This window comes from Sphingomonas sp. A2-49, from assembly GCF_025548555.1.
GTDB lineage: Bacteria > Pseudomonadota > Alphaproteobacteria > Sphingomonadales > Sphingomonadaceae > Sphingomonas.
In genome coordinates, this window is record NZ_JAJLPA010000003.1 from 20,694 (window position 1) to 46,209 (window position 25,516).

The window sequence follows — 25,516 nt, forward strand, 5'->3', positions numbered from 1 at the left end:
GTTTCGTCAGCGATGTCGCTAAGCCGCGCCCGCTAGACCCCCGCCCCCGTCAGGTCAACCGGTTCACGGGGGCGCGTTCCTCCGCTAGGCTGGTCCGCTTCACGCAGGCACGAGAGTTTCCCCATGATTCGCGACGACATCAAGGCCGCCCAGGTCACCGCCATGAAGGCCGGCGACAAGGAATCGCGGAACGCGATCAGCCTGATCCAGGCCGCGATCAAGAACCGCGACATCGAACTGCGCACCGGCACGGCGAACCCGGACGACGACGCGGTCGTGGTCGAGGTGCTGCAAAAGATGGTCAAGCAGCGCCGCGAATCGATCGCGATGTACGAAAGCGGCGGTCGTCAGGAACTGGCCGACGCCGAAAAGGCGGAGGTGCGGTGATCGAACGCTTCCTGCCCGCGCAGATGAGCGAGGCGGACACCACCGCCGCGATCCTCGCGATCAAGGACGAACTCGGCGCCACGGGCATGAAGGACATGGGCCGGGTGATGGCCGAACTGAAGGCCCGCCACGCCGCGAGCCTCGACATGAGCAAGGCGAGCGGGCTGGTGAAGGCGGCGCTGTCGTGATCGTCCCCCCTCCCGCTTGCGGGAGGGGTCGGGGGAGGGCAGTATCCGCGGCATGGAGCAGCGCACGCGGGCACGCCAACTCCGAAACGATGCCACCGACGCCGAACGTCGCCTGTGGCAGCAATTGTCGGCGCGCCAGATGTGCGGCATCCGTTTCAACCGGCAGGTGCCGGTCGGCCCCTTCATCTGCGATTTCGTCGCGCGATCCGCAAAGGTGATCGTCGAGGTGGATGGCGGCCAGCATGCGTGGCGCAACGGGCAAGACGCGGAGCGCACGCGCTATCTGGAAGGCTTGGGTTTCACGGTGCTGCGGTTCTGGAACAACGACGTGCTGGAGCGGACCGACGGAGTCGTCGAAGCGATCGCCTCGGTGTTGGCGCGCTTGCCCTCCCCTGGCCCCTCCCGCGAGCGGAAGGGGAATCCATGAGCCTTTCGCCGCAGTTCCTGGACGAACTCCGCGCCCGTACCTCGCTGTCGGCGCTGGTCGGCAAGACGACGAAGTTGCAGAAGGCGGGGCGCGAGATGCGCGGCTGCTGCCCGTTCCATAACGAGAAGACCCCCAGCTTCTACGTCAACGACGACAAAGGCTTCTACCATTGCTTCGGCTGCTCCGCGCACGGCGACGCGATTCGATGGATGACCGACCAGCGCGGCCTGCCCTTCATCGACGCGGTCAAGGAACTGGCGCAGGCCGCCGGCATGGACATGCCCGCGCAGGACCGCGCATCGGCGGTCAAAGCGGAGCGGGCGAAGGGCCTTCACGATGCGATGGCGGATGCCGCGGCGTGGTTCACCGAGCAGCTCAACGGCATCGGCGGCACCGAGGCGCGCGGCGTGCTGGCGAAGCGCGGCATCGCGCCCGACACGGCGCGCGCGTTCGGCATGGGCTTTTCGCCCGACAGCCGCGGCAAGCTGAAGACCGCGCTGAAGGACTATGGCGACCCGGCGCTGGTCGAATGCGGCCTCCTGATCCAGGTCGAGGGCAAGGACCCGTACGACCGGTTCCGCAGCCGGCTGATGATCCCGATCCGCGACGCGCGCGGCCGGACGATCGCGTTCGGTGGCCGGGTGATCGGCGACGGCGAACCCAAATATCTGAATTCCCCCGACACGCCGCTCTTCGACAAGGGCCGCACGCTCTACAACCTCGATCGCGCCGCGCCCGCCGCGCGCAAGGCCGCCCGGGTGCTGGTGGTCGAAGGCTATATGGACGTGATCGCGCTGGCGCAGGCGGGGATCGAGGAAGCCGTCGCCCCGCTCGGCACCGCGCTGACCGAGGCGCAGCTGGAACGGCTGTGGCGGATGGTCGACGTGCCGATCCTGTGCTTCGACGGCGATGGCGCGGGGCAGAAGGCGGCGTTGCGGGCGGCGCAGCGCGCGCTGCCGCTGCTCGGCAACGGCCGCAGCCTGTCGTTCGTCACGCTGCCGCAGGGACAGGATCCCGACGACCTCGTCAAGGCAGGTGGCGCGCCGGCGATGGAGGCGCTGTTGCAGGCGCCGCAGGCGCTGGTCGACCGCCTGTGGCACAGCGAAGTCGCCGCCGGCCCGCTCGATACGCCGGAACAGCGCGCCGGCCTGAAGCAACGGCTCGCCGAACTCGCCGCGACGATCGCGGACGCATCGGTGCGCAAGGAATATGAGAGCGACTTCAAGAACCGCTTCTACGAACATTTCGCGCCCAGGCGCCGCGCCTTCACGCCGTTCGCGCCGCGTCCGCAGGGCAAGCGCGGCGCCGACGGCCAGTGGAAACAGCCGATCGCGCCACCGACCGAGGACGTGAAGGCCTTCCATGCGATCGGCATCGACCGCGTGCTGGCCAAGGCGGTGCTCGCCGGGCTGATCCGCCACCCGGTGGAGATCGCGCGGCACATGGAGGTGCTGGGCAGCCTCAAGCTGGTCGACGGCGCGCTCGGCCGCCTGTTCGAGGCGGTGGTGGACGTGGCACTGGAGGATCAGGCGCTTGATAGCGCGCGTTTGCGTACCATATTGGCGAGAACCGGTTTCGATTCGGTCGCTGGTGACCTGCTGAGAGCCGATACGATGCCCTATTCGTTCACGCAGAGCGGCGGAGATCCGATCCGCGCCAGAGCAGACCTCGACGAGGCGATCGCCATCATGGTGGCGCGGCCCGAGGTCGACATGGCGCTGGGCGAGGCGACCGCTTCGATGCAGGCGCACTTCACCGACGAGGCGTTCGAGCGGCAGGTGGCATTGGTGAAAGAGAAACAGGCGTTGGAGCTTCGGCTTGCAAATTTGGTGCAGTCGAACGAAGACGCCCGAGCGTTGGGATCCGAGGGCAATTGATGGCGAAAGTTAACGGTAGCGGTGGCGATGAAGGTGGCGATGTGACCGACGCGCCGCTGATCGACCTCAATGATGCCGATATCAAGAAGCTGGTCGCCCGCGCCAAGAAGCGTGGCTACATCACCTACGACCAGCTGAACGAGGCGCTGCCGCAGGACCAGATGTCCTCCGACCAGCTCGAGGACATCATGTCCGCGCTCAACGAGATGGGCGTCAACATCGTCGAGAACGAGGAAGCCGGCGAGGACGGCGACGAGAAGGAACAGGCCGACGACGACGAGGCGGAAACGCCCGAAGTCGACGGCGACGGCACCGCCGCGCCCGCGCTCGAGACCAAGAAGAAGGAAACCGTCGATCGCACCGACGATCCGGTTCGCATGTACCTGCGCGAGATGGGGGCCGTCGAGCTGCTGTCGCGCGAGGGCGAGATCGCGATCGCCAAGCGGATCGAGGCCGGTCGGGACACGATGATCCTCGGCCTGTGCGAATCGCCGATCACGTTCAACGCAATCATCGACTGGTCGACCGCGCTCAACGAAGGCACGATGCAGCTGCGCGAGATCCTCGATCTCGACGCGATGCTGTCCAAGGGTCCGTCGGCCGAGCAGGTCGAGGGCGCCGAGGACGACGATTCGGCCGAGATCAGCGAAAAGACCGCCGGCGCGAGCTTCAAGGACGAGCCGGAACCCGAAGAGGCCTCCGCCGACGAGGACGACGAATCGGGCGAGCCGCGCGCCCCCCGCCCGTCGGACGACGAGGACGAGGACAACACGCTCAGCCTCGCGCAGATGGAGGAAACGCTCAAGCCGCAGGCGCTCGAGCGGTTCGCCAACATCACCGCGCTCTACAAGAAGTTCAGCAAGATCCAGCAGGCGCGCCTCGATGCGATGACCGCGGGCGGCGAGCTGTCGGCGTCGGACGAGCGCAAGTATCACAAGCTGCGCGAGGACCTGACCGCCGAGGTCGAGAGCGTGCAGTTCCACAACGCGAAGATCGAATATCTCGTCGACCAGCTCTATGCCTACAACCGGCGCCTGACGGCGCTTGGCGGCCAGATGCTGCGCCTCGCCGAGCGACACAAGGTCAGCCGCAAGGACTTCCTCGACCGTTACGTCGGCCACGAACTCGACGACACCTGGCTGCAATCGGTCGGCAAGCTCGACAAGAAGTGGACGGCGTTCGCCACCAACGAGGCCGATGCGGTCGACCGCATCCGCGGCGAGATCAGCGAGATCTCGCAGCAGACCGGCATGGCGCTCACCGAGTTCCGCCGCATCGTCAACATGGTCCAGAAGGCGGAGCGCGAGGCGCGGATCGCCAAGAAGGAAATGGTCGAGGCGAACCTGCGCCTCGTGATCTCTATCGCGAAGAAGTACACCAACCGCGGCCTGCAGTTCCTGGATCTGATCCAGGAGGGCAACATCGGCCTGATGAAGGCGGTGGACAAGTTCGAGTATCGCCGCGGCTACAAGTTCAGCACCTATGCGACCTGGTGGATCCGCCAGGCGATCACCCGCTCGATCGCCGACCAGGCACGGACGATCCGCATCCCGGTGCACATGATCGAGACGATCAACAAGCTGGTGCGCACGAGCCGCCAGTTCCTGCACGAGCAGGGCCGCGAACCGACTCCGGAAGAGATGGCCGAGCGCCTCTCGATGCCGCTCGAGAAGGTTCGCAAGGTGATGAAGATCGCCAAGGAGCCGATCAGCCTCGAGACGCCGATCGGCGACGAGGAGGACAGCCATCTCGGCGACTTCATCGAGGACAAGAATGCGGTCATCCCGGTAGACGCGGCGATCCAGGCGAACCTCAAGGAAACGGTCACCCGCGTCCTCGCCAGCCTGACCCCGCGCGAGGAGCGGGTGCTGCGCATGCGCTTCGGCATCGGCATGAACACCGATCATACGCTGGAGGAAGTCGGCCAGCAGTTCAGCGTGACCCGCGAACGCATCCGGCAGATCGAGGCGAAGGCGCTGCGCAAGCTGAAGCACCCGAGCCGCAGCCGCAAGATGCGCTCGTTCCTCGACCAGTGAGGTGACGGAGGGGTCGCGGCGAAGATGCGCGGCCCCCTCCCCACCGGATCGGCAAAGGACGGGCAGGACGGAGAGGCGACATCGTGGACCATCGGGCGGTAGCGATCATCCCGTGCAGCGATATCGACGCGAGTGTGGCGTTCTACGCCCTGCTCGGCTTCGCGGTCGTCGGTGATTTCGGCGAATACCGCATCCTCGCCGACGGTCGCGGCTGGCATCTGCACCTGACGCTGACGCCGGGCTGGCCGCCGCATATCGAGGCCAATCCGTTCGGCCTTTACCTGTACGTCGACGACGTCGACGCGGTCGCCGACCGCGTTCGCGACCGGATCATCGAGCGTGGCGCGCCACATCGCAAGCCATGGGGCACCTACGAATTCGCGGTCAGCGATCCGAGCGGGCTGCTGGTGCGGATCGGCCGGATCCTCGACCCCGCCTGACCCACCGCGTCCGCCGATCGGTCAGTCGGGGATCTGCCCGAACGGCAGCAGGCGCGCGGCGAGCACCCTGGTCGCGGTCGCGTTGCCGGCCTGGATCGACGCAAGGATCAACGTCGCCGAACGCCGCATCATGCGATCGAACGCAGTCGGCGTCGCCGCCTTGCTGGCGAAATCCGCAAGCGCCCGCCCCTTCGGATCATGCGCGTCCTGCTCCAGCCGCAACAGCGCCGCGACACCGGCGTAGATCGCCCGATCGCCGCCCGTCGCCACCGCGCGGTCCAGCGCGGCGAGGCCGACGCTCTTCTGCGCGCCGAGCGCGGCACGGCCGATCATCCCGCCGAGCTTGAACACCGCGCCCATATGCCACGCGCCCAGGCCCAGTTGCGGTTCGGGGTCGTGCGGCGCACGGGTGGCCAGCGCCTCGAACATCCTGCGCGCCGCGATCGCGTCGGCCCGGCTGCCGCTCAGCTTGGCCCGATAGCTGCGCGCCGTCGCCTGCATCAGCAACGCCTCGCGATCGTCGGGCGCCCGCGCGAGGGCCGCCGCCGCCAGCCGCTCCGCCTCGCCGATGCTCTGCAACGCCGCCACCTTGCTGCGCGCCGCGAACGAGGCCTGCGTCAGCACGTCCCGCGCCGTGTCCGCCGCAGCGGGGGTGGCGGTGGCCGTCATGGCGATCGCAACGCCCAATCCTGTCCCTATCGCGCGCATGCTGTCCCCTGCTCCTGACGCACAGACAGCACATGCCGGCGCCCCGCGCAACGATCTGGAGCAAGCAGCAAAAAGGGTGCGGAGATCGCTCCCCGCACCCCTCGTGCAATCCCGGACGGGTCGCGGAGATTATTCCGCGGCGACGGTGCCCTTGGCCGGACGCGTGTCGCGGCGCTCGGCGATACGCGCCGACTTGCCGGTACGACCACGCAGGTAATACAGCTTGGCGCGACGCACGGCACCCTTGCGGACGACGTCGATCGAATCGATGTTGGGCGAATAGAGCGGGAAGACGCGCTCGACGCCCTCGCCGAAGCTGATCTTGCGGACGGTGAACGACGAGCCCATGCCCTTGTTCGAGCGCGCGATGCACACGCCTTCGTAATTCTGGACGCGGGTGCGCTCGCCCTCGACGACCTTCACGCCGACCTTCAGCGTGTCGCCGGGACGGAATTCGGGGATCGCGCGCTTGGCGGTGAGCTTCTCGATCTGCTCGGCTTCGAGCGTCTGGATCAGGTTCATGACTTCGTGTCCTTCTCGTGCCGCGCGCCAGAGGGAGGCTGGACCCGAGCGCCCTCATGGCGCTCCCAAAGGTCCGGCCTCCGTAGCCGTGTATCGGTCTCGGCCTGTCGCTTGCGCCAGGCCGCGATCCTCGCATGATCCCCCGATCGCAGCACTTCGGGGATCGTGCGCCCTTCCCATTCATATGGTCGGGTATATTGCGGATATTCGAGCAGCCCCGTTTCGAAGCTCTCGTCCACACCGCTTGAAGCCGCGCCCATTACGCCGGGCAGCAGGCGAATGCAAGCGTCCAGCAGCACCAGCGCCCCCATCTCGCCCCCCGACAGGACGTAGTCGCCGATCGACACCTCCTCGATCCGGCGGCCGTCGAAGATGCGTTCGTCGAAGCCTTCGAACCGGCCGCACAGGACGACGACGCCCGGCCCGGCCGCAAGGTCGCGTACCCGCCGCTGCGTAAGCGGCCGACCGCGCGGCGTCATCGCCAGCACGGGGCGATCGTCGGCGACGCTGTCCAGCGCGGCCGCGAGCACGTCGGCGCGCAGCACCATCCCCGCGCCGCCGCCCGCGGGCGTGTCGTCGACCGAGCGATGCCGGTCGGTGGCGAAATCACGGATCTGCACGGGACCGCACGTCCAGCCGCCCTCGCGCAGCGCGCGCCCGGCGAGCGATAGACCGAGCGGTCCGGGAAACATCTCCGGATAGAGCGTCAGGATCGTCGCGGCGAAGGTCATCGGGTCCAGTTCTCCAAGGACAGGCCGGGGATATCGGCGAAATCGCCCTCGTTGTTGGTGACGACGGTCAGGCCGGCCGCCAGCGCATGGGCACCGATCAGGCGGTCAAACCGCGCACGCCTGAAGGGGATATGACAATAGGCGTCCGCTGCGCCGGCCTCGAACGGCAGGATAGGACAGACGGCAAAGAACGCCCGTGCCGCTGCCATCGCATGGGCATCCGTCGCGTCGATGCCCCGCAACACTTCCGCATAGGCGATCGCAGACACGACGACTTCGCCCGGTGCACATCGCTCGACCCGGGTTCGCGCAACGTCCGATAGGCCCTGCAGCAGATAGATGCACACGTTCGAATCGAGCATGTACCGTGGTTCAGTCACGTTGCAGGAGCTTTCCATCCCAATCCAGCTCCCGCGGCTCGATCAGCCGCTCATCCCGCGCGATCGGCCTCATCCCCGGGCACGAGCCGTAGATTCCCGTGAGGTCGATCGTCTTCCGCTCGGGCCGGGCGGGCTCGACGGTGAAGCTGCCGCGCTCCTCGCGCAGCACCATCTCGTCGCCCTCCTTCAGCCCCAGCGCCTTGGGCAGGCGCAACGCGACGGAATTTCCCGATTTGAACACCTTGGCGCGATATTCGTTACCCATGCCAGCCTCCGTATACACAGGATGTATATACATGAACGACGCCGGACAAGACCAGATAGACGATTGCATCATCGTCGGCGCCGGCCCGGCGGGGCTGACCGCGGCGATCTATCTCGCGCGCTTCCATCTGACGATCCGGCTGTTCGACAGCGGGTCGAGCCGGGCGGCGCTGATCCCGTGCACGCGCAACCATGCCGGCTATCCGGAAGGCATCGCGGGCACCGACCTGTTGGCGGCGATGCAGGCGCAGGCGGCGAAATACGGCGCCTTTCGCGAGGAGCAGCGCGTCACCGCGATCGAACCCGACGGCGACGGCTTCCGGATCGTCACCGACCGCGGCACCTATGGCGCGCGGACCGTCCTGCTCGCGACGGGCGTGGTCAACCACCGGCCCGACATGCCGCCCGAGGTGCACGACCCGGCGCTCGCGCGGGGGCTGATCCGCTATTGCCCGATCTGCGACGGGTATGAGGTGACCGACACGCGCGTCGGGGTGGTCGGCACCGGCGATCACGGCATGCGCGAGGCCCTGTTCCTGCGCGGGTTCACCCGCGACGTGACGCTGATCGCCCCGGAGGCGCGGCACAGCCTCGACGACCGCTGCGTCGCCACGCTCGAGGATGCGGGGATCGTCCGGGTCGAGGGGCCCTGCGGCGGCTGGGCGATCGAGGGCGACCGCATCGCGCTCGACACCGCGGACGGGCGCATGGCGTTCGACAGCGTCTATCCGGCGCTGGGATCGCGCATCCGCTCGCACCTGGCGGTCGCGGCGGGTGCGCGGGCGAGCGAGGAAGGCTGCCTGGAAGTCGACGACCATCAGCGGACCACGGTTCCCGGCCTGTTCGCCGCGGGCGACGTGGTGAAGGGCCTGGACCAGATCAGCCACGCGATGGGCGAAGCGGGCGTCGCCGCCACCACGATCCGCAACCTGCTCGCCGAGCGGCAACCGATCCGGCGATAGGTCGCCGGGTCAGGCCGCGCCGGTCATTCGACGAAATCGGCGTTCACGACCATGCGTTCGCCGTTCCAGTCCGGCACCGCGTCGGCGTTCATCGGCACCATGAACCGCTTGCCGTCGGGCCGCTCGATCTCGATCACGTCGCCCGCGCCGAAATTCTCGACGAGCACCACCGTACCCAGCGCGCCGCCGTCGGTCGAGACGACCGGCAGGCCCATCAGGTCGGCGTGATAATATTCGCCATCGGCCAGCGGCGGGAGCGCCGCGCGCGGCACCGTCAGTTCGGTACCGCGGAGTGCCTCGGCGGCGTTGCGGTCGGCGACCTCGGCAAAGCGCGCGATCGTCCCGTTGTTGCCCGCCTGCGACGCCTTCAGCGTCAGCGTGCCGCCATTGAAGCTCTTGTAGCTGCCGAAATCCTCGGCGAAGACCTTGAGGCGCACCTGGCCGTTGATGCCGTGCGCCCCGATCACCACCGCCAGCGTCACGCTGGGCTCGGCACCCGATCTATTCGGGCGATCCGTCGCCTCCTGTGGGGGCATCGTCGTCACCTTCTGCGGGATCGGTGGAGGAAACGCCACGGTTGGTGGCGTCGTCGGTCGCACCATCCCCGCTATCGTCGGGGGCGGTACGGGGATCGGGTTCGATGGCCATGGCGCGTGCACTCCTTCGTTGCGAAGACTCACAACGCACCATGGCCGATCGGGATGCTTACGCCTCGGTGGTCTCGGCGTCGGCGTCGGCGGCGGGCGCCTCGTCAGCTGCCGGTGCGGCGGCGGCGGCCGCTGCTGCCTCTTCCTGCGCCTTCAGCTTCTCGGCACGCTCCTCGGCGCGCTCGGTCGCCTTCTCGCCGGGCTTGCCCTTGTTCGGGTTCGAGCGGGCAGCGCGCTCGCGCACGCCGGTGACGTCGAGGAAGCGGGCGACGCGGTCGGTCGGCTGGGCGCCGTTCGCGAGCCAGTACTTCGCACGCTCGGTGTCGAGCACGATGCGGTTTTCCGCATCCTTGGCGAGCAGCGGGTTGTAGTTGCCGATCTTCTCGATGAACTTGCCGTCGCGCGGGCTGCGCGCGTCGGCGACGACGATACGGTAATAGGGACGCTTCTTGGAGCCGCCACGCGACAGACGAATGCTGAGTGCCATTGTAGATAGTCCTTCGTTTAAAGTCGGTTGTTACTTTTTCTTCAAAAGATTTTCGAAGCCGGGGGGCAGCTTGGGCATGCCGTCCTGACCGCCGCCGAGGCCGGGCAGACCCTTGGGCAGGCCGCCGCCGGCCTGCTCCATCATGTCGCCGAGCCCCTGACCGCCGAGCGCATTGCCAAGACCGCCCATGCCGCCCTTGCCGAGCATGGCCATCATGCCCTTCAACCCGCCCATCTTCTTGATCTTCTTCATGGCGGTCGACATTTCCTGGTGCATCTTCAGGAGCTTGTTGATCTCCTGCACCGTGGTGCCCGATCCCTTGGCGATCCGGATCTTGCGCTTGGCGTTGATGAGTTCGGGCTTCGTCCGCTCCTTCAGCGTCATCGAACCGATCATCGCATCCATGTGGATCAGCATCTTGTCGCCGCCTGCGGTCGCGAGCGCGCCCTGCGCCTTCTTCATCCCCGGCATCATGCCGGCAAGCGCGCCGAGGCCGCCCATGCGACGCATCTGCGCGAGCTGGCCGCGCAGGTCGTTCATGTCGAACTGACCCTTGGCGAGCCGCGCGGTCATCCGCTCGGCGTCTTCCTGCTGGATCGATTCGGCCGCGCGCTCGACCAGGCTGACGACGTCGCCCATGCCCAGGATGCGGCCGGCGACGCGATCCGGATGGAAGGCCTCGAGCGCGTCGAGCTTTTCGCCGGTACCCGCGAACTTGATCGGCTTGCCGGTCACCGCGCGCATCGACAGCGCCGCACCGCCGCGCGCATCGCCATCCATCCGGGTCAGCACCACGCCGGTCAGCGGCACCTGTTCGGAAAAGTTCTGCGCGACGTTGACCGCGTCCTGGCCGGTCAGCGAATCGACGACGAGCAGGATCTCCTGCGGCACGGCGATGTCGGCAACGGCCTTCATCTCGTCCATCAGCGCCTGGTCGACGTGCAGCCGGCCCGCGGTGTCGAGCATCAGGACGTCGTAGCCCTGCAGCTTCGCCGCCTGGAGCGCGCGCCGCGCGATATCCACCGGCTGCTGACCCGGCACGATCGGCAGCGTCGCCACCTCGATCTGCGTCCCCAGCGTCGCCAGCTGTTCCTGCGCGTTCGGGCGGTTGACGTCGAGCGACGCCATCAGCACCTTCTTGCGGTCGCGCGTCGTCAGCCGCTTCGCGATCTTGGCGGTGGTGGTGGTCTTGCCCGAGCCTTGCAGGCCGACCATCATCACGACGGCCGGCGGCGCGACCGCGAGTTCGAGTTCGGACGCGTCCGCGCCGAGCATCTCGATCAGCGCATCGTTGACGATCTTGACGACCTGTTGCCCCGGGGTGACCGAGCGGAGCACGTTCTGGCCGACCGCCTGTTCGGTGACCGTGTCGACGAAGCTGCGCGCGACCGGCAACGCGACGTCCGCCTCGAGCAGCGCGACGCGCACCTCGCGCATCGCCGTGCGCACATCGGCTTCGGTCAGCGCGCCACGGCCGCGAAGGCGGTCGAATACGCCGCCAAGCCGGTCGCTCAGACTGTCGAACATCGCGTCGAAACCTCCATCATCCCCGCGCAACGCAAACGACGCCGGCGGGCGAAACCTCGCCGGCCAGCGCGCACCCGAAGGCGCTTCATCGATCGCATCCCGTGGTGGAACGTTCGGCGCCTGTAGGGGAATGTGCGGCGCAAGGCAAGTTCGGGGATTTCCAGCCACGCGTGCGGGGCTGGCGAGAGGCGGTCGCGCCCGTCTCGTCACGCCCGCCCCACCCCGTCATGGACTTGCCGCCCTCCCGCGCCTAAATCGCGAGCCATGCATGCTTCCGCGCCAGAGGTGATTTCCCTCGGCTGCCGCCTCAACATCGCCGAGAGCGAGACGATACGGACGCTGGTCGCGGGCCGGGACACGGTCGTCGTCAACAGCTGCGCGGTCACCAACGCCGCGGTGAAGGCGACGCGCACCGCGATCCGTCGCGCGCGCAGAGCCCGCCCGGGGGCGGAGATCGTCGTCACCGGCTGCGCTGCGCAGATCGACCCCGCGAGCTTCGCCGCCATGCCGGAGGTGGACCGGGTGATCGGCAATGGCGAGAAGCTGCTGCCCGCCGCCTGGGCCAGCGCCGAACCCGTCGTCGTCGGCGACATCATGGCGCTGCGCGACACCGCACCGCACCTCGCCGCCAGCTTCGGCAGCCACGCCCGCGCCTTCGTCGAGGTGCAGAACGGGTGCGACCATCGCTGCACCTTCTGCGCGATCCCGTTCGGCCGCGGGCCGAGCCGGTCGGTGCCCGCGGGCGCGGTGATCGAACGGATCGCCGGCCTCGTCGATGCGGGGCATGCCGAGGTGGTGCTGACCGGCGTCGATCTCACCAGCTACGGCCACGACCTGCCCGGCGCGCCGACGCTCGGGTCGCTGGTCGATCGCATCCTCGTACACGTGCCCGCCCTGCGTCGCCTGCGCCTGTCGTCGCTCGATTCGATCGAGATCGACGACCGGCTCTTCGAGCTGGTCACCGGCGAACCGCGGGTGATGCCGCACCTCCACCTGTCCTTCCAGGCGGGCAACGACCTGATCCTGAAGCGGATGAAGCGCCGCCACACCCGTGCGCAGGCGATCGATACGGTGCGCCGGCTGAAGGCGGCGCGGCCCGACATCGCGATCGGCGCCGACCTGATCGCCGGTTTCCCGACCGAGGATGCGGCGATGGCGGCGGACACGCTGGCGCTGATCGACGACGCGGACATCGTCCATGCGCATATCTTTCCCTATTCGCCGCGCGCCGGCACGCCCGCCGCGCGCATGCCGCAGGTCGATCCCGCGATCGTCCGCACCCGCGCGGAGCGACTGCGTGCCGCCGCCGCGCGGCGCAGGGCCGCATGGCTCGCCGATGCGGTCGGCACGTCGCACGCGATCCTCCTCGAACGCCCCGGGACCCGCGGCCATGCGGACAATTTCGCCGACGTCCTGCTCGACGCCGCGGGCGAACCCGGCACCCTCGTCATTGCCCGCATCACGGGCGCCACCGACACCCAGCTTCTAGGTACGATTGCATGAGCACCATCCCCACCTGGCACGAACGCCTGCTCGGCGGCTTCAGGAAGACGTCCGACCGCCTCGTCGGCAACCTCGCCGGCCTCGGCGGGGCACGGCTCGACGACGCGACGCTCGACGATATCGAGGAGGCGCTGATCGCCTCCGACCTCGGCCCCGACACGGCCGGCAAGATCCGGACGCGGCTCGCCGAGGGCACGTTCGAACGCAACATGGAGGAACTCGGCATCCGCCTCGTCGTCGCGGAGGAGGTCGAGCGCGCATTGGCGCGCGTCGCCACCCCGCTCGAAGTCACCGCCTTTCCCCGGCCGCAGGTGATCCTGGTCATCGGCGTCAACGGATCGGGCAAGACGACGACGATCGCCAAGCTCGCCCACCTGCTGATGGAGCAGGATTACGGCGTCATGCTCGCCGCCGGCGACACCTTTCGCGCCGCGGCGATCGGCCAGCTGCGCACCTGGGCCGACCGCGTCGGCGTGCCGATCGTCACCGGGCCGGAGGGCGGCGATGCCGCCGGCGTGGTATGGGACGCGGTCAAGAAGGCGACCGAGACGGGCATCGACGTGCTGATCGTCGACACCGCCGGCCGGCTCCAGAACAAGCGCGAGCTGATGGACGAGCTCGCCAAGATCCGCCGCGTGCTGGGGCGGATCAACCCCGCCTCGCCGCACGACGTGGTGCTCGTGCTGGACGCGACGACCGGCCAGAACGCGCTGTCGCAGATCGAGGTGTTCAAGGAGGTCGCGGGCGTCACCGGCCTCGTCATGACCAAGCTCGATGGCACCGCCCGCGGCGGCGTGCTGGTCGCGGCGGCGGAGAAATACGGCCTGCCGATCCACGCGATCGGCGTCGGCGAGGGGATGACGGACCTGCGCCCGTTCGACGCCAACGAGGTCGCGCGGATCATCGCCGGCGTCGATCAGGGCGCGCGCAAGTGACCGCCCTCGCACCCCCCGCCCCGACCCCTCGTGACCAGGCCCGTGCGGAGATGACGGCATGACGCGCGCACGATCCTCCCCCGGCCTGCGGATGGGCGTCGAATACGGACCGCTGCTCGTCTTCTTCGCGGTCAATTTCCTGTTTCCGGCAGCGCTGGCCATGCGGCTGGTGGGCGCGGGCACCGGCTTCCTGTCGGACCTCGATCGCGCGGGCGCGCTGGTGATCGCCAAGGTCATCGTCGCCACCACCGCCTTCGTCATCGCCACCGTCGCGGCGATGATCGTGTCGAAGACGCGGCTCGGCCACATCTCGCCGATGCTGTGGATCTCCGGCGGGTTCGTGGTCGTGTTCGGCGGGCTGACCGTCTATTTCCACGACCCGCGATTCATCCAGATGAAGCCGACCTTCGTCTACGCGATGTTCGCCGCCGTGCTGGGGTTCGGATTGCTGACCGGCCGCCCGCTGCTCCAGGGGCTGCTCGGCACCGCCTATCCCGGCCTCACCGCCGTGGGGTGGGCCAAGCTGACGCGCAACTGGGCGCTGTTCTTCCTGTGCATGGCGGCGCTGAACGAGGCGGTGTGGCGCAACACCAACTGGGACTTCTGGGTCGGGTTCAAGCTGTGGGGTGCGATTCCGCTGACCTTGCTGTTCGCCTTCGCCAACATCCCGATGCTGCTGCGCCATGGCCTCAGCACAGGCGAAACCCCGGTCGCCGACGTTCCGCCGGAGTGACCGGCGCCGGGGCCGCGGGTCCCGCACGAGCCGAAAGACGTACCGCGGAACCAAAAAGCCCGCCCGGGTCATGCGACCGGGGCGGGCTGATATGGTGGGCGCGACAGGGATTGAACCTGTGACCCCACCCGTGTGAAGGGTGTGCTCTACCGCTGAGCTACGCGCCCGAAACCTGTCGGAGGCGGGCCTTTACGCGAGGCCGGCGCTCCCTGTCCAGTCTCAGTTCACCGAATCTTTCAGGCCCTTGCCGGCCTTGAACTTCGGCTGGCTCGACGCCTTGATCGTCATCGGCTCGCCCGTGCGCGGATTGCGACCGGTCGACGCCTTGCGCTTCGAGACGGAGAAGGTGCCGAAGCCGACCAGGCGCACTTCGTCGCCCTTTTTCAGGCTTGCCGAAATCGCGTCGAACACCGCCTCGACCGCCTTGATCGCGTCGCCCTTGGCGAGTCCCGAGGTATCGGCGACGGTCGCGATCAGCTCTTGCTTGTTCATGGAAATACTGCCCCCTTCGTACATTCAACAGAATCGTTGCCCAGCCAGAACAACGAGTAAGGCCGTCCTGTCGGGCGAAGTCAACGGCTACCGCCGGGACATGGCGGTCCCGGCGGTTCCAAACCGTCAATCACCCGACCCTAAAGTTCCGCGATCAGTGATGCAACTCGCCGCCCGCGGGCGCAACCCCTGCCGGCGGCAGCGCGGCGAGCTCGTCCGCATCGGTCCAGTCGATCGCCTCCAGCGGTTCGGTCAGGGCGAGCGTCAGCACCTCGTCGACATGGCTGACCGGCACGATCGTCAGGCCGTCCTTGATGTTCTGCGGAATGTCGGCGAGGTCCTTCTCGTTCTCCTGCGGGATCAGCACCGTCGTGATGCCGCCGCGCAGCGCCGCGAGCAGCTTCTCCTTCAGACCCCCGATCGGCAGCACGCGACCGCGCAGCGTCACCTCGCCGGTCATCGCCACGTCCTTCTTCACCGACACGCCGGTCAGCGTCGACACGATCGAGGTGACGAGGCCGATACCCGCCGACGGGCCGTCCTTGGGCACCGCACCTTCGGGCAAATGGATGTGCAGGTCCTTGCGGTGGAACAGCGACGGCTTGATGCCGTAGCTCGGCGATCGCGCCTGCACGAAGCTGAAGGCGGCCTGCACCGATTCCTTCATCACGTCGCCCAGCTTGCCCGTCGTCTTGACCGCGCCCTTGCCCGGCACCGTCACGCTCTCGATCGTCAGCAACTCGCCGCCGACCTCGGTCCACGCCAGCCCGGTGACCGCGCCGATCTGATGCTCGGTCTCGCCGAGGCCATGGCGATATTTCTGCACGCCCGCGAATTCGCCGAGATTGTCCGGCGTGACGGTGACGCTCGCCACCTTGCCCTCGAGGATCTGGCGCAGTGCCTTGCGGCACAGTTTCGCGATCTCGCGCTCCAGCGTGCGCACGCCGGCCTCGCGCGTGTACTTCTGGATCAGCGCGCGCAGCCCCTCGTCGGTCAGCACGAACTCGCCGGCCTTCAGCCCGTGCGCCTCGATCTGCTTCTCGATCAGATGCCCCTTGGCGATCTCGACCTTCTCGTCCTCGGTATAACCCTCCAGCCGGATGATCTCCATCCGGTCGAGCAGCGGCTGCGGCAGGTTGAGCGTGTTGGCGGTGCACACGAACATCACGTCGCTGAGGTCGATGTCGATCTCGAGATAATGGTCGTTGAACTTGCCGTTCTGTTCGGGGTCGAGCACCTCGAGCAGCGCCGACGCCGGATCGCCGCGGAAATCCTGACCCAGCTTGTCGATCTCGTCGAGCAGGAACAACGGGTTGGACGTCCCCGCCTTCTTCAGGTTGGTGACGATCTTGCCCGGCAGCGACCCGATATAGGTGCGGCGATGGCCGCGGATCTCGGCCTCGTCGCGCACCCCGCCCAGGCTCTGGCGGATGAACTCGCGTCCCGTCGCCTTGGCGATCGACTTGCCGAGGCTGGTCTTGCCGACGCCGGGCGGACCGACGAGGCACAGGATCGGCCCCTTCAGCTTGTTGGTGCGCGCCTGCACGCCCAGATATTCGACGATCCGGTCCTTGACCTTCTCCAGCGCGTAATGGTCCTCGTCCAGCACCGCCTGCGCGGCGGCGATGTCCTTCTTGACCTTCGACTTCTTGCCCCAGGGCAGGCCGAGCAGCACGTCGAGATAGTTGCGCACCACCGTCGCCTCGGCGCTCATCGGCGCCATCGTCTTCAGCTTCTTCAGCTCCGACGTCGCCTTGGTCCGCGCCTCCTTGCTAAGCTTCAGCGTCGCGATCTTCTGCGTCAGCTCGGCGATCTCGTCGCCGTCGCTTTCGTCGTCGCTGTTGCCCAGCTCGCGCTGGATCGCCTTCAGCTGCTCGTTGAGGTAATATTCGCGTTGCGTCTTTTCCATCTGCCGCTTGACGCGGCTCTTGATCTTCTTTTCGACGTGCAGGACGCCGAGCTCGCCCTCCATCAGCGCATAGGCCATCTCCAGTCGCTTGACCGGATCGAGCTCGACCAGCAGCGCCTGCTTGTCGGCGACCTTCACCTGGACGTTGGCCATGATCGCATCGGACAGCTTCGCCGCCTCGACCAACTCGCCCAACTGCTGCGCCGTCTCGCTCGGCAGCTTCTTGTTGAGCTTGGCATAGGTTTCGAACTGCTCGACCGCCGAACGCATCAGCGCCTCGACCTCGATCCCCTCGGCCTCGCGCTCCTCCAGCATCTGGACGGTCGACTGGAGGAAGGCATCGCCCTCCGACAGCTCGCCCAGCCGGCCGCGCGCCTTGCCCTCGACCAGCACGCGCACGGTGCCGTCGGGCAGCTTCAGCAATTGCAGCACGGTCGCCGTGACGCCGACCTCGTACAGGTCCTCGCGGCCGGGATCGTCCTCGGCCGGATCGAGCTGCGCGACGAGGAATATCTCCTTGTCGGCACCCATCGCCGCCTCCAGCGCGGCGACCGATTTGTCGCGTCCGACGAACAGCGGCACGATCATGTGCGGGAAGACGACGATATCGCGCAGCGGCAGAACGGGAAATGTGGTCATGGATACTCCGGTGCCGCTTCGAACGGGGCGGCTTTGGTACACTATATGGGGACGGGCCGGCATCCATCAATCGTTGCGCGCGCGACACGGCGGGACTTGTCATCGCGGCGGCGAGCGTCGAAACCGCGCATGTCCAACCGGGAGTACAGAATGTCGCCTCGCCTGCCGTTCGCGGCCCTGTTGCTGCTGTCGACCGGCGCCATCGCCGCCGAACCGGGCAAGCCGGCGCTGACCGCGCAGACCGCGGCATCGGGCGGGACGCTCGACCCGGCGCAGAAAAAGGTGACGTTCGACACCGCCGACCTGGCGATCGAGGTCGATGCGGAGCGCGAGGTCATCAACGCGACCGCGACGCTCGTCTTCACCGTCCTCGAAAAGACCGACCGGCTCGTCGTCGATCTCGACAAGAACTACACCGTGACCGCGGTGACCGTCGACGGCGCCGATTCCGCCGGCTTTACCAATCCCGAAGGGCGGATGACGGTCAAGCTGCTGAAAAAGGCGGCGAAGGACGCCAGGCTCACGCTGAAGATCACCTATGGCGGCCGCCCGCATACCGCCGTGCGCGCGCCGTGGGACGGCGGCTTCGTCTGGGCAAAGACCCCCGACGGCCAGCCCTGGATCGCGACCGCGGTGCAGAACGAGGGCTGCGACCTGTTCTGGCCGTGCATCGACTATCCGACCTATGAACCGCAGAAGGTGACGCTGCACATCACCGTGCCCAAGGGGCTGAAGGCGCCGTCGAACGGCAAGCTGCTGAGCGTCGACCAGATCGACGATGGCCGCACGACATGGAACTGGGAGGTCGCGCATCCCAATCCCTATAGCATCGCGCTCAACGTCGGCCCGTACGAGGACGTTTCGGGCACGTACAAGAGCCGCTTCGGCAACACGATCCCGATGATCTACTGGTTCCTGCCCGGCGAGAAGCCGAAGGCGGAAAAGCTGTTCGCCGAATTCGCGCCGGTGCTCGATTTCTACGAGGCGACCGTCGGCCCCTACCCCTGGGCGTCGGAAAAGGTCGGCGTCGTGGAGACGCCGCACCTCGGCATGGAGCACCAGACGATCAACGCCTATGGCAACAAATACGCCAAGGCGCCGGAGGGCTTCGACTGGCTGTTCCAGCATGAATTCGGCCACGAATGGTTCGCCAACCAGATGACCGCGCCCAATTGGGACGATTTCTGGCTGCACGAGGGTTTCACCGAATATATGCAGCCGCTCTACGGCCGGTGGCGCGACGGCGACGCGCGCTATGCGGCGATGATGCTCGACATGCGGCCGAAGATCCTCAACCAGTCGGCCCTGGTCACCGGCAAGCCGCAGACCGCGGACGAGGTATACAGGAAGTCGCCCGGCCGCGGCGGCGACATCTACTACAAGGGCGCGTGGGTGCTCCACACCCTGCGCAACGCGATCGGCGACGCCGCCTTCCACCGCATCCTCCAGCTGACCGTCTATGGCCGCGCCGATCCCGCGCCGGGCAATTTCGCCCCGGTGTTCCGCACGACGCCCGAATTCATCGGCTATGTGAAGCAGGTGACCGGGCAGGACTGGCAATGGTTCTTCGACGTCTATCTGTACCAGGCGGCGCTGCCCAGGCTCGCGGTCAACCGCAACGCGACACAACTGACGCTGAAATGGGTGGTGCCGGGCGGCAAGCCCTTCCCGCTGCCGGTGGAGGTCGCGGTGGACGACGCGGTGCAGAAGGTCGCGATGACGGGCGGTGTCGCTACGATCACCGTGCCGGAGGGCGCGCATATCGTCGTCGATCCGATGGCGCGGCTGCTGAAGCAGGATGACGCCATCGACGCGTTCCAGGCGTGGAAGGCCGAACAGAAGCCGGCGAAATGACCGCCGCCGGCCTGCCCGCGCTCGCTGTCCTGTCGCTGGGTCTGCTCGCATTCGCGATCGCGCTGGTCGCGGCCCGGTGGCGCCGCGCGCGCGAGGCCGGCGGCGGCGGGCGGCGCGATCCCGCATCCCTGATCGGCATCGCCGTCCAGGGTGCTGCCTTCGTCCTTGTGGCGTCAGGCGGCGCGCGGGCGACGCTCGATCCCCTCGGCGGACCCGCGCTGGCGGCCGCCGCGATCACCGCCGTCCTGATGGTGGGCGCGCTGGCGCTGTTTCTCTGGTCGACCGCCACGATGGGGCGCAACTGGAGCCTCGTCGCCCGGACCCGTGCCGACCACGTTTTGGTGACCGCCGGCCCCTTCGCGCACCTGCGTCACCCGATCTACACCGCGCTGGCGCTCGTCGTGATCGCCATCGCGGTGGCGACGGGGCATGTCGCGCGGCTGCTGCCGGCGCTTCCCGTCTACGCATCGGGCACCTGGCTGCGCGTGCGGAGCGAGGAGCGCCTGCTGCACGCGCTGTTCGGCACGGACTACGAACGCTACGCCGCGCGGGTGAAGCGGTTCGTGCCGGGGCTGTTCTGACCGACGCCGCCTGCCGCTGTCGTCGCCGTCAGGGGATCACCGTCGTGAACAGATAGGCGGCGAAGATGACGAGGTGCACCACGCCCTGCAACACCGTCGTCCGGCCCGTCCCCAGCGAGATCGTCGTGACGAACAGCGACAGCGCGAGCAGCACCATGCTCTTCGCGTCGATGCCCATCGCCAGCGGCAGGCCGAGGACGAGGCTGACGATCGCGACCGCCGGGATGGTCAGGCCGATCGTTGCGAGCGCCGACCCCAGCGCGAGGTTCAGGCTCGTCTGCAACCGGTCGCGCCGCGCGGCATTGTAGGCGGCGAGGCTTTCCGGCGCCAGCACCAGCGCAGCGATCACGACGCCGACGATCGCGAGCGGCAGGCCCGCCGCCAGGATCGCCGCCTCGACCTGCGCCGACAGGCCCTTGGCGAGCATCACGACGACCACGAGCGCGACCAGCAGCACGCCGAACGCGGTCCAGGCGGTGGCATCGCCCGGCGGGGCGGCATGCGCCTCCGGCTCGACGTCGCCGGCGGGCAGGAAATAGTCGCGATGGCGCACCGTCTGCACCAGCACGAACGTGCCGTAGAGCACGAGGCTGACGATCGCGACGAAGATCAGCTGCGATGGCGCATAGGTCGGCCCGGCGACACTGGTCGTGTAATTGGGCAGGATCAGCGACAGGACCACCAATGCCGCCAGCGTCGCCAGCGCGGCGCTGATCCCGCGCAGCGTGAAGCGCTGCTCGCCGTGCTTCAGGCCGCCGGTGAGCAGGCACAATCCGATGATGAAGTTCAGGATTATCATGATCGCCGCGAACACGGTGTCGCGTGCCAGCGCGGCGACGTCGCCCGATCCCGACAGCATCAGCGACACGATCAGCGACACCTCGATCACCGTCACCGCGACCGCGAGCACCAGCGTCCCAAACGGTTCACCCACCCGGTGCGCCACCACCTCGGCATGATGCACCGCCGCCACGACCGACCCGACGAGCACCAGTGCGGCGACGATCGTACCGACCGTCCCCATCGCATAGACCGACAGCAACACCGCGGGCACGCCCAGCGCCGGGAACAGGATCGACCAGAGCGGCAATCCGCGCCATCCGACCTTCGCGGTCGTCCCGTCGTTCGTTGCTGCTGCCATCGCGGTCCCCCTTGTCGTCCGCCCGAACCAATGCTTCGGGGGCGCCAAAGTGTCCGTCACGGCCCCGTCCCGCGCCCGCCGTTCACGTTTCGATACAATGCCGCGCGACGCGATACCCTACCGGCGCCCTGCGGCCTGAGCGATCGCCACCCGGTCGAAGGCATGGTCCGCATATCGGCCATCCTTTTCCACCCAGTGCAGGAACAGGTGCGCGGACCAGCTGTTCGGGTTGGGATCGAGCCGGCCGTGGCGATGATGCGTGCCCTGATACAGGACGCCGTCACCCGCCGCCATCGCGACCGACCGGAACGGCTGTCCGGCGAAATCCTCGGCCACCACCGGCCGGGGGACATCCGTCCGTTCCGTCGCGACCGACAGGGCCCAAGGCCGCTCGTCGCCATAGGCGATCGTCAGCGAAAGGCTGTGCTCGCACGCCTGCCGATCCGAATGCACCCGACAGACGTCGCCTGCCTGATATGCGCGGAAATAGGCATAAGTCGGCAGCAGCGGCCGCCCGACGACGTCCGCGACCCGCGGCGTCAGGCCCCACAGGAACGTCAGCATCGGAGCGTATTGCATCGCATAGACCTCGATCGCCGGCCGCCGCAGCAACGGCCCCTGCGCAGTGAAGCCCTGCAACGGCCGCCCCGCCGCCTGGAGGTCGCGCTGCATCATCTGGTAGAAGGCGAGCAGTACCTCCGGCGGGAACAGGGCCGGCAGGGCAACGCTGCCGTCGCGACGATAGGTTTCGGCAAGGCTCATGATGCGGCTCGTACTGGAATGGTTGACCCTGCCTAGGCGGGTGCCGGGTCCAGCGCCAGACCTGCCCCGCGATCAGTGCCGCAGGACGATCAGCAGCGCGGGAAACAGGTTCTGGAGGACGTGCACCGCCACGACGATCCCCACCGCGCGCCAGAAACCCCGCGGCGCCCAGCTGACGTACAGCGTCGAAAAGATCAGGAACGGCCACCAGATCACCGCGCCCCACAACGGCGCGGCGAGGCTATGCAGGACACCCCACACGACAGCGCTCGCCACCACCGCCTGCCACGCGCCGAGAAACCGGAGCAGCAGCGACAGGATGCCCGCCATCATCAGCGTCTCGACCACCGGGCTGAAGCCGGCGATCAGGAACAGTTTCATCGATGCGGACGCATCGCCCAGATCGGGGCCGGGATGATCCGGCGCGATCCACGCGATAACGAAACCGAGCAATGTGCTGCCCGCGATCGTCAGCCCCCAGCCGATCAGGATCGCGAGCCACGCTTGACGATCGCGGAACACCGGCCCCGGCAGGATCGCCAGCGGCCCCCTGCCGCCCCGCCAAGCCGGGCTGTACGAAAGCGCGCGATCGTCGCCGTCGAAAGTCATGGTCGCCCCCACCTCAGGCCCCGCGCGGGGCTGCAAGGCGTCATGACCCGCAGCGCGTTAACGCCGGATGAGGATCGTGGCGGGGCGGTCGACTGCGCGAGATAGGCTGCCACCTGGCAGTCAGGGCGCGCGGCCGGTCGATTCGGGGTCAGGCACGTGGGCGCGTGGCTATCGGGGAAAATCCTGCGATCGCGGCCGTCAGCCGTCCCGGCCGTTCTCTTCAATTGGGGTGGAAGGCACTTCACGCGGTGCCGAACGTCGACGGTCGATGGCGTGGGCACGTGGCGACAGACCGGACCTATCGGTGTGACCCTGCGGCAAGGGGAATCTTTGGGGCAGGTCGCCCGCCGGCATCGCCGACGGCCGCTGCGTTCGGGACGCCGGGTTCGTCGAAACCTCACCAACCGCGCGCGCGTGCGGCGGGTCCGGTCGTCATGGCGGGCGTGGCACCGCAATGCAGGGCGTCTCGCGGGCTCTGTCGCACAGAACTCCTGACCGCCGGGACGGGCCAGCGTCGCGCGGCGATCCGGGCGTCCGCCTCCGCCGCTGGATCGCTTTGCTCCGCTGCCATGACGATCTGCGGTCGGACGATGCCCCCTCGACACAAAAAGGGGCGCCGCTCGCGCGACGCCCCTGTCCTGCATCGGGTCGACGTCGTCAGGCGGCGGCGCCCGCCTCGTCCTTCTTCTTTTCCGCATAGACGCGGATCGGTTCCTTGCGGCCCTCGATCACGTCCTTGTCGATCATCACCTCGTCGATCCCGTCCATGCCGGGCAGGTCGAACATCGTGTCGAGCAGTACGGCCTCGAGGATCGATCGCAGGCCGCGCGCGCCGGTCTTGCGCTCGATGCCCTTCTTGGCGACCGCGACCAGCGCGTCGTCGGTGAAGCCCAGATCGACCGACTCCATCTCGAACAGCTTCTGGTACTGCTTCACTAGCGCGTTCTTCGGCTCCTTCAGGATCTTCACCAGCGCGTCGATGTCGAGATCCTCAAGCGTCGCGATCACCGGCAGGCGACCGACGAATTCGGGGATCAGGCCGAACTTGAGCAAATCTTCCGGCTCGGTCTGGCGCAGCATCTCGCCGGTCCGACGCTCCTCCGGCGCCGCCACATAGGCGCCGAAACCGATCGACTTGCCCTGCAAACGATCGCCGATGATCTTTTCGAGACCCGAGAAAGCGCCGCCACAGATGAACAGGATGTTGGTCGTGTCGACCTGGAGGAATTCCTGCTGCGGATGCTTGCGCCCGCCCTGCGGCGGTACGCTGGCGGTGGTGCCCTCCATGAGCTTGAGCAGCGCCTGCTGCACGCCCTCGCCCGACACGTCGCGCGTGATCGAGGGGTTTTCCGCCTTGCGGCTGATCTTGTCGATCTCGTCGATGTAGACGATCCCGCGCTGCGCCCGCTCGACGTTATAGTCGGATGCCTGGAGCAGCTTCAGGATGATGTTCTCGACATCCTCGCCGACATAGCCCGCCTCGGTCAGCGTCGTCGCGTCCGCCATCGTGAACGGCACGTCGAGGATGCGCGCCAGCGTCTGCGCGAGCAGCGTCTTGCCGCAGCCGGTGGGGCCGACGAGCAGGATGTTCGACTTGGCGAGCTCGACGTCCGCGCCCTTGGCGCCATGGTTCAGCCGCTTGTAATGGTTGTGCACCGCCACCGACAGCACGCGCTTCGCCTGCTTCTGGCCGATGACGTAATCGTCGAGCACGTTGCAGATCTCGAGCGGCGTCGGCACGCCGCCGTCCTTCTTGCTGACCAGCGCGGACTTGGTTTCCTCGCGGATGATGTCGTTGCACAGCTCGACGCACTCGTCGCAGATGAACACGGTCGGTCCTGCGATGAGCTTGCGCACCTCGTGCTGCGACTTGCCGCAGAACGAGCAATAGAGGGTGCTCTTCGAGTCGCCACCGCTCAGTTTCGTCATTCACACTTCCTTGTCGCGGGATCGGACCCGCTGGTGAGGCCGGGCATGGTAGCCCGGCCGATACGCAATTCACAACGCCCAAACATGCCTAACGGTCACGGCCGGACGCCGGTTCGCGCCTTTACGCCGCTTTGGCGGCATCCTCGGCCGGCGCCGGACGCTTGTCGAACACCTCGTCGACCAGGCCGAAGGCCTTGGCCTCATGCGCCTCCAGGAACGTGTCGCGGTCCATCCGGCGTTCGATCTCCTCGATCGGCTGGCCGGTGTACTGCGCGTAGAGCTGGTTCATCCGCGCGCGGATGCGCAGGATTTCCTTTGCCTGGATCTCGATGTCGCTGGCCATGCCCTGCGCCCCGCCCGACGGCTGGTGGATCATGATCCGCGCGTTGGTGAGCGCGACGCGCATGCCCGGTTCGCCGCTGGCGAGCAGGAAGCTGCCCATCGACGCCGCCTGGCCGATGCACACCGTGCCGACGCGCGGCCGGATATATTGCATCGTGTCGTGGATCGCCATGCCCGCCGTGACGACGCCGCCCGGCGAGTTGATGTACATGAAGATGTCCTTCTTCGGGTTCTCGGACTCGAGGAAGAGCAGCTGCGCCGTGATGAGGCTGGCCATGCCGTCCTCGACGCCGCCGGTGACGAAGATGATGCGTTCCCGCAGCAGGCGGCTGAAGATATCGAACGACCGCTCGCCGCGGTTCGACTGCTCGATGACGATCGGCACCAGCCCCGCGTTGGGGGTCTGCTGCAAGCCAAGGCCGGCGTGGGCGATCGGGCTCATGAAATCGCCGGTCTCGAACGGATTGTGCATGGGTGTCTCTCTTATGCCCTCAGAAGCGCCAA

At 67.7% G+C, this 25,516-nt stretch carries 25 protein-coding genes, 1 tRNA gene and 1 pseudogene; 11 read left to right on the forward strand and 16 right to left on the reverse strand.

What is annotated here, in order from left to right; translation table 11 throughout:
- The first annotated feature begins 123 nt into the window (after positions 1 to 123).
- From LPN01_RS05165 to LPN01_RS05185, 5 genes and pseudogenes are all read left to right on the forward strand, one after another.
- Positions 124 to 575 (forward strand): annotated as a pseudogene (locus tag LPN01_RS05165) (GatB/YqeY domain-containing protein).
- A 52-nt stretch (positions 576 to 627) separates the two neighbouring features.
- A complete protein-coding gene (locus LPN01_RS05170; RefSeq protein ID WP_262827298.1) occupies positions 628 to 1,002 on the forward strand; it encodes an endonuclease domain-containing protein in 375 nt (124 codons plus the stop codon).
- Positions 999 to 2,879: a DNA primase gene (gene dnaG / locus LPN01_RS05175; protein WP_262827299.1), complete on the forward strand. Its 1,881-nt coding sequence runs from the start codon at positions 999 to 1,001 to the stop codon at positions 2,877 to 2,879. The genes LPN01_RS05170 and dnaG overlap by 4 nt, the downstream gene beginning before the upstream one ends.
- On the forward strand, positions 2,879 to 4,915 hold the full coding sequence (rpoD, locus tag LPN01_RS05180) for an RNA polymerase sigma factor RpoD (RefSeq protein WP_262827300.1): 2,037 nt from the start codon (positions 2,879 to 2,881) through the stop codon (positions 4,913 to 4,915). Before dnaG ends, rpoD begins: the two co-directional genes overlap by 1 nt.
- A gap of 83 nt (positions 4,916 to 4,998) precedes the next feature.
- Positions 4,999 to 5,355 carry a VOC family protein gene (locus LPN01_RS05185; protein ID WP_262827301.1) on the forward strand — a complete coding sequence of 119 codons (357 nt, stop codon included), beginning with the start codon at positions 4,999 to 5,001 and terminating at the stop codon, positions 5,353 to 5,355.
- A gap of 21 nt (positions 5,356 to 5,376) precedes the next feature.
- On the opposite strand, the gene LPN01_RS05190 is transcribed toward LPN01_RS05185, so the two are convergent.
- The 5 genes from LPN01_RS05190 to LPN01_RS05210 all read right to left on the reverse strand — a co-directional run bounded on the left by LPN01_RS05190 (position 5,377) and on the right by LPN01_RS05210 (position 7,961).
- Entirely contained in the window at positions 5,377 to 6,024 is a 648-nt protein-coding gene (locus tag LPN01_RS05190; RefSeq protein WP_262827302.1) for a hypothetical protein, read from the reverse strand.
- Between the two features lie 168 nt (positions 6,025 to 6,192).
- Positions 6,193 to 6,585 carry a 50S ribosomal protein L19 gene (rplS, locus tag LPN01_RS05195; RefSeq protein ID WP_262827303.1) on the reverse strand — a complete coding sequence of 131 codons (393 nt, stop codon included), beginning with the start codon at positions 6,583 to 6,585 and terminating at the stop codon, positions 6,193 to 6,195.
- Positions 6,582 to 7,316, reverse strand: coding sequence for a tRNA (guanosine(37)-N1)-methyltransferase TrmD (gene trmD / locus LPN01_RS05200; RefSeq protein ID WP_262827304.1), 735 nt, complete (start codon positions 7,314 to 7,316; stop codon positions 6,582 to 6,584). The genes rplS and trmD overlap by 4 nt, the downstream gene beginning before the upstream one ends.
- Positions 7,313 to 7,678 carry a type II toxin-antitoxin system VapC family toxin gene (locus LPN01_RS05205; protein ID WP_262827305.1) on the reverse strand — a complete coding sequence of 122 codons (366 nt, stop codon included), beginning with the start codon at positions 7,676 to 7,678 and terminating at the stop codon, positions 7,313 to 7,315. The genes trmD and LPN01_RS05205 overlap by 4 nt, the downstream gene beginning before the upstream one ends.
- Positions 7,679 to 7,688: 10 nt before the next feature.
- Entirely contained in the window at positions 7,689 to 7,961 is a 273-nt protein-coding gene (locus LPN01_RS05210; RefSeq protein WP_262827306.1) for an AbrB/MazE/SpoVT family DNA-binding domain-containing protein, read from the reverse strand.
- A 31-nt stretch (positions 7,962 to 7,992) separates the two neighbouring features.
- Between LPN01_RS05210 and LPN01_RS05215 the strand changes: the two genes are divergently transcribed.
- Positions 7,993 to 8,922, forward strand: a complete 930-nt coding sequence (locus tag LPN01_RS05215) for an NAD(P)/FAD-dependent oxidoreductase (RefSeq protein ID WP_262827307.1) — start codon at positions 7,993 to 7,995, stop codon at positions 8,920 to 8,922.
- A gap of 23 nt (positions 8,923 to 8,945) precedes the next feature.
- Here the strand turns inward: LPN01_RS05215 and rimM are convergent, their stop codons facing one another.
- The 3 genes from rimM to ffh all read right to left on the reverse strand — a co-directional run bounded on the left by rimM (position 8,946) and on the right by ffh (position 11,583).
- Positions 8,946 to 9,458: a ribosome maturation factor RimM gene (gene rimM, locus LPN01_RS05220; protein WP_262827462.1), complete on the reverse strand. Its 513-nt coding sequence runs from the start codon at positions 9,456 to 9,458 to the stop codon at positions 8,946 to 8,948.
- Positions 9,459 to 9,627: 169 nt separating this feature from the next.
- The gene (gene rpsP / locus LPN01_RS05225) at positions 9,628 to 10,056 is read right to left on the reverse strand and encodes a 30S ribosomal protein S16 (RefSeq protein WP_262827308.1); all 429 of its coding nucleotides are present in this window, start codon (positions 10,054 to 10,056) and stop codon (positions 9,628 to 9,630) included.
- Positions 10,057 to 10,086: 30 nt separating this feature from the next.
- Positions 10,087 to 11,583, reverse strand: coding sequence for a signal recognition particle protein (gene ffh / locus LPN01_RS05230; RefSeq protein WP_262827309.1), 1,497 nt, complete (start codon positions 11,581 to 11,583; stop codon positions 10,087 to 10,089).
- 264 nt (positions 11,584 to 11,847) lie between these two features.
- Here ffh and mtaB point away from each other — a divergent pair, with 264 nt between their 5' ends.
- From mtaB to LPN01_RS05245, 3 genes are read left to right on the forward strand one after another with little or no spacing between them, the layout of a single operon-like run.
- Positions 11,848 to 13,086 (forward strand): tRNA (N(6)-L-threonylcarbamoyladenosine(37)-C(2))-methylthiotransferase MtaB, encoded by a 1,239-nt coding sequence (mtaB, locus tag LPN01_RS05235; RefSeq protein WP_262827310.1) that lies wholly within the window; start codon positions 11,848 to 11,850, stop codon positions 13,084 to 13,086.
- Positions 13,083 to 14,021, forward strand: a complete 939-nt coding sequence (ftsY, locus tag LPN01_RS05240; RefSeq protein ID WP_262827311.1) for a signal recognition particle-docking protein FtsY — start codon at positions 13,083 to 13,085, stop codon at positions 14,019 to 14,021. The genes mtaB and ftsY overlap by 4 nt, the downstream gene beginning before the upstream one ends.
- A gap of 58 nt (positions 14,022 to 14,079) precedes the next feature.
- Positions 14,080 to 14,754 carry an inner membrane-spanning protein YciB gene (locus LPN01_RS05245; protein WP_262827312.1) on the forward strand — a complete coding sequence of 225 codons (675 nt, stop codon included), beginning with the start codon at positions 14,080 to 14,082 and terminating at the stop codon, positions 14,752 to 14,754.
- 92 nt (positions 14,755 to 14,846) lie between these two features.
- On the opposite strand, the gene LPN01_RS05250 is transcribed toward LPN01_RS05245, so the two are convergent.
- From LPN01_RS05250 to lon, 3 genes are all read right to left on the reverse strand, one after another.
- Positions 14,847 to 14,921 (reverse strand) — tRNA-Val (locus tag LPN01_RS05250).
- A gap of 52 nt (positions 14,922 to 14,973) precedes the next feature.
- Positions 14,974 to 15,246 carry an HU family DNA-binding protein gene (locus LPN01_RS05255; protein WP_163958216.1) on the reverse strand — a complete coding sequence of 91 codons (273 nt, stop codon included), beginning with the start codon at positions 15,244 to 15,246 and terminating at the stop codon, positions 14,974 to 14,976.
- A 154-nt stretch (positions 15,247 to 15,400) separates the two neighbouring features.
- On the reverse strand, positions 15,401 to 17,794 hold the full coding sequence (lon, locus tag LPN01_RS05260) for an endopeptidase La (RefSeq protein WP_262827313.1): 2,394 nt from the start codon (positions 17,792 to 17,794) through the stop codon (positions 15,401 to 15,403).
- A gap of 150 nt (positions 17,795 to 17,944) precedes the next feature.
- Here lon and LPN01_RS05265 point away from each other — a divergent pair, with 150 nt between their 5' ends.
- Together LPN01_RS05265 and LPN01_RS05270 are read left to right on the forward strand one after the other, a co-directional pair.
- Entirely contained in the window at positions 17,945 to 19,648 is a 1,704-nt protein-coding gene (locus LPN01_RS05265; RefSeq protein WP_262827314.1) for a M1 family metallopeptidase, read from the forward strand.
- On the forward strand, positions 19,645 to 20,229 hold the full coding sequence (locus tag LPN01_RS05270) for a methyltransferase family protein (RefSeq protein ID WP_262827315.1): 585 nt from the start codon (positions 19,645 to 19,647) through the stop codon (positions 20,227 to 20,229). Before LPN01_RS05265 ends, LPN01_RS05270 begins: the two co-directional genes overlap by 4 nt.
- A 28-nt stretch (positions 20,230 to 20,257) precedes the next feature.
- Here the strand turns inward: LPN01_RS05270 and LPN01_RS05275 are convergent, their stop codons facing one another.
- The 5 genes from LPN01_RS05275 to LPN01_RS05295 all read right to left on the reverse strand — a co-directional run bounded on the left by LPN01_RS05275 (position 20,258) and on the right by LPN01_RS05295 (position 25,484).
- Positions 20,258 to 21,370, reverse strand: coding sequence for a calcium:proton antiporter (locus LPN01_RS05275; protein WP_262827316.1), 1,113 nt, complete (start codon positions 21,368 to 21,370; stop codon positions 20,258 to 20,260).
- 117 nt (positions 21,371 to 21,487) lie between these two features.
- On the reverse strand, positions 21,488 to 22,132 hold the full coding sequence (locus LPN01_RS05280; protein WP_262827317.1) for a hypothetical protein: 645 nt from the start codon (positions 22,130 to 22,132) through the stop codon (positions 21,488 to 21,490).
- Positions 22,133 to 22,204: 72 nt separating this feature from the next.
- Entirely contained in the window at positions 22,205 to 22,741 is a 537-nt protein-coding gene (locus tag LPN01_RS05285; RefSeq protein ID WP_262827318.1) for a hypothetical protein, read from the reverse strand.
- Between the two features lie 657 nt (positions 22,742 to 23,398).
- Positions 23,399 to 24,670, reverse strand: a complete 1,272-nt coding sequence (clpX, locus tag LPN01_RS05290; RefSeq protein ID WP_262827319.1) for an ATP-dependent Clp protease ATP-binding subunit ClpX — start codon at positions 24,668 to 24,670, stop codon at positions 23,399 to 23,401.
- Positions 24,671 to 24,791: 121 nt separating this feature from the next.
- A complete protein-coding gene (locus LPN01_RS05295; RefSeq protein ID WP_316746922.1) occupies positions 24,792 to 25,484 on the reverse strand; it encodes an ATP-dependent Clp protease proteolytic subunit in 693 nt (230 codons plus the stop codon).
- Positions 25,485 to 25,516: the final 32 nt, after the last annotated feature.

Excerpts from the sequence above, each read along its gene's own strand:
- LPN01_RS05170 (WP_262827298.1), top strand. The coding sequence starts at position 628 with ATGGAGCAGCGCACGCGGGCACGCCAACTCCGAAACGATGCCACCGAC.
- dnaG (WP_262827299.1), top strand. The coding sequence starts at position 999 with ATGAGCCTTTCGCCGCAGTTCCTGGACGAACTCCGCGCCCGTACCTCG.
- rpoD (WP_262827300.1), top strand. The coding sequence starts at position 2,879 with ATGGCGAAAGTTAACGGTAGCGGTGGCGATGAAGGTGGCGATGTGACC.
- LPN01_RS05190 (WP_262827302.1), bottom strand. The coding sequence starts at position 6,024 with ATGACGGCCACCGCCACCCCCGCTGCGGCGGACACGGCGCGGGACGTG.
- rplS (WP_262827303.1), bottom strand. The coding sequence starts at position 6,585 with ATGAACCTGATCCAGACGCTCGAAGCCGAGCAGATCGAGAAGCTCACC.
- trmD (WP_262827304.1), bottom strand. The coding sequence starts at position 7,316 with ATGACCTTCGCCGCGACGATCCTGACGCTCTATCCGGAGATGTTTCCC.
- LPN01_RS05205 (WP_262827305.1), bottom strand. The coding sequence starts at position 7,678 with ATGCTCGATTCGAACGTGTGCATCTATCTGCTGCAGGGCCTATCGGAC.
- LPN01_RS05210 (WP_262827306.1), bottom strand. The coding sequence starts at position 7,961 with ATGGGTAACGAATATCGCGCCAAGGTGTTCAAATCGGGAAATTCCGTC.
- LPN01_RS05215 (WP_262827307.1), top strand. The coding sequence starts at position 7,993 with ATGAACGACGCCGGACAAGACCAGATAGACGATTGCATCATCGTCGGC.
- rimM (WP_262827462.1), bottom strand. The coding sequence starts at position 9,458 with ATGCCCCCACAGGAGGCGACGGATCGCCCGAATAGATCGGGTGCCGAG.
- rpsP (WP_262827308.1), bottom strand. The coding sequence starts at position 10,056 with ATGGCACTCAGCATTCGTCTGTCGCGTGGCGGCTCCAAGAAGCGTCCC.
- ffh (WP_262827309.1), bottom strand. The coding sequence starts at position 11,583 with ATGTTCGACAGTCTGAGCGACCGGCTTGGCGGCGTATTCGACCGCCTT.
- mtaB (WP_262827310.1), top strand. The coding sequence starts at position 11,848 with ATGCATGCTTCCGCGCCAGAGGTGATTTCCCTCGGCTGCCGCCTCAAC.
- ftsY (WP_262827311.1), top strand. The coding sequence starts at position 13,083 with ATGAGCACCATCCCCACCTGGCACGAACGCCTGCTCGGCGGCTTCAGG.
- LPN01_RS05245 (WP_262827312.1), top strand. The coding sequence starts at position 14,080 with ATGACGCGCGCACGATCCTCCCCCGGCCTGCGGATGGGCGTCGAATAC.
- LPN01_RS05255 (WP_163958216.1), bottom strand. The coding sequence starts at position 15,246 with ATGAACAAGCAAGAGCTGATCGCGACCGTCGCCGATACCTCGGGACTC.
- lon (WP_262827313.1), bottom strand. The coding sequence starts at position 17,794 with ATGACCACATTTCCCGTTCTGCCGCTGCGCGATATCGTCGTCTTCCCG.
- LPN01_RS05265 (WP_262827314.1), top strand. The coding sequence starts at position 17,945 with ATGTCGCCTCGCCTGCCGTTCGCGGCCCTGTTGCTGCTGTCGACCGGC.
- LPN01_RS05270 (WP_262827315.1), top strand. The coding sequence starts at position 19,645 with ATGACCGCCGCCGGCCTGCCCGCGCTCGCTGTCCTGTCGCTGGGTCTG.
- LPN01_RS05275 (WP_262827316.1), bottom strand. The coding sequence starts at position 21,370 with ATGGCAGCAGCAACGAACGACGGGACGACCGCGAAGGTCGGATGGCGC.
- LPN01_RS05280 (WP_262827317.1), bottom strand. The coding sequence starts at position 22,132 with ATGAGCCTTGCCGAAACCTATCGTCGCGACGGCAGCGTTGCCCTGCCG.
- LPN01_RS05285 (WP_262827318.1), bottom strand. The coding sequence starts at position 22,741 with ATGACTTTCGACGGCGACGATCGCGCGCTTTCGTACAGCCCGGCTTGG.
- clpX (WP_262827319.1), bottom strand. The coding sequence starts at position 24,670 with ATGACGAAACTGAGCGGTGGCGACTCGAAGAGCACCCTCTATTGCTCG.
- LPN01_RS05295 (WP_316746922.1), bottom strand. The coding sequence starts at position 25,484 with ATGCACAATCCGTTCGAGACCGGCGATTTCATGAGCCCGATCGCCCAC.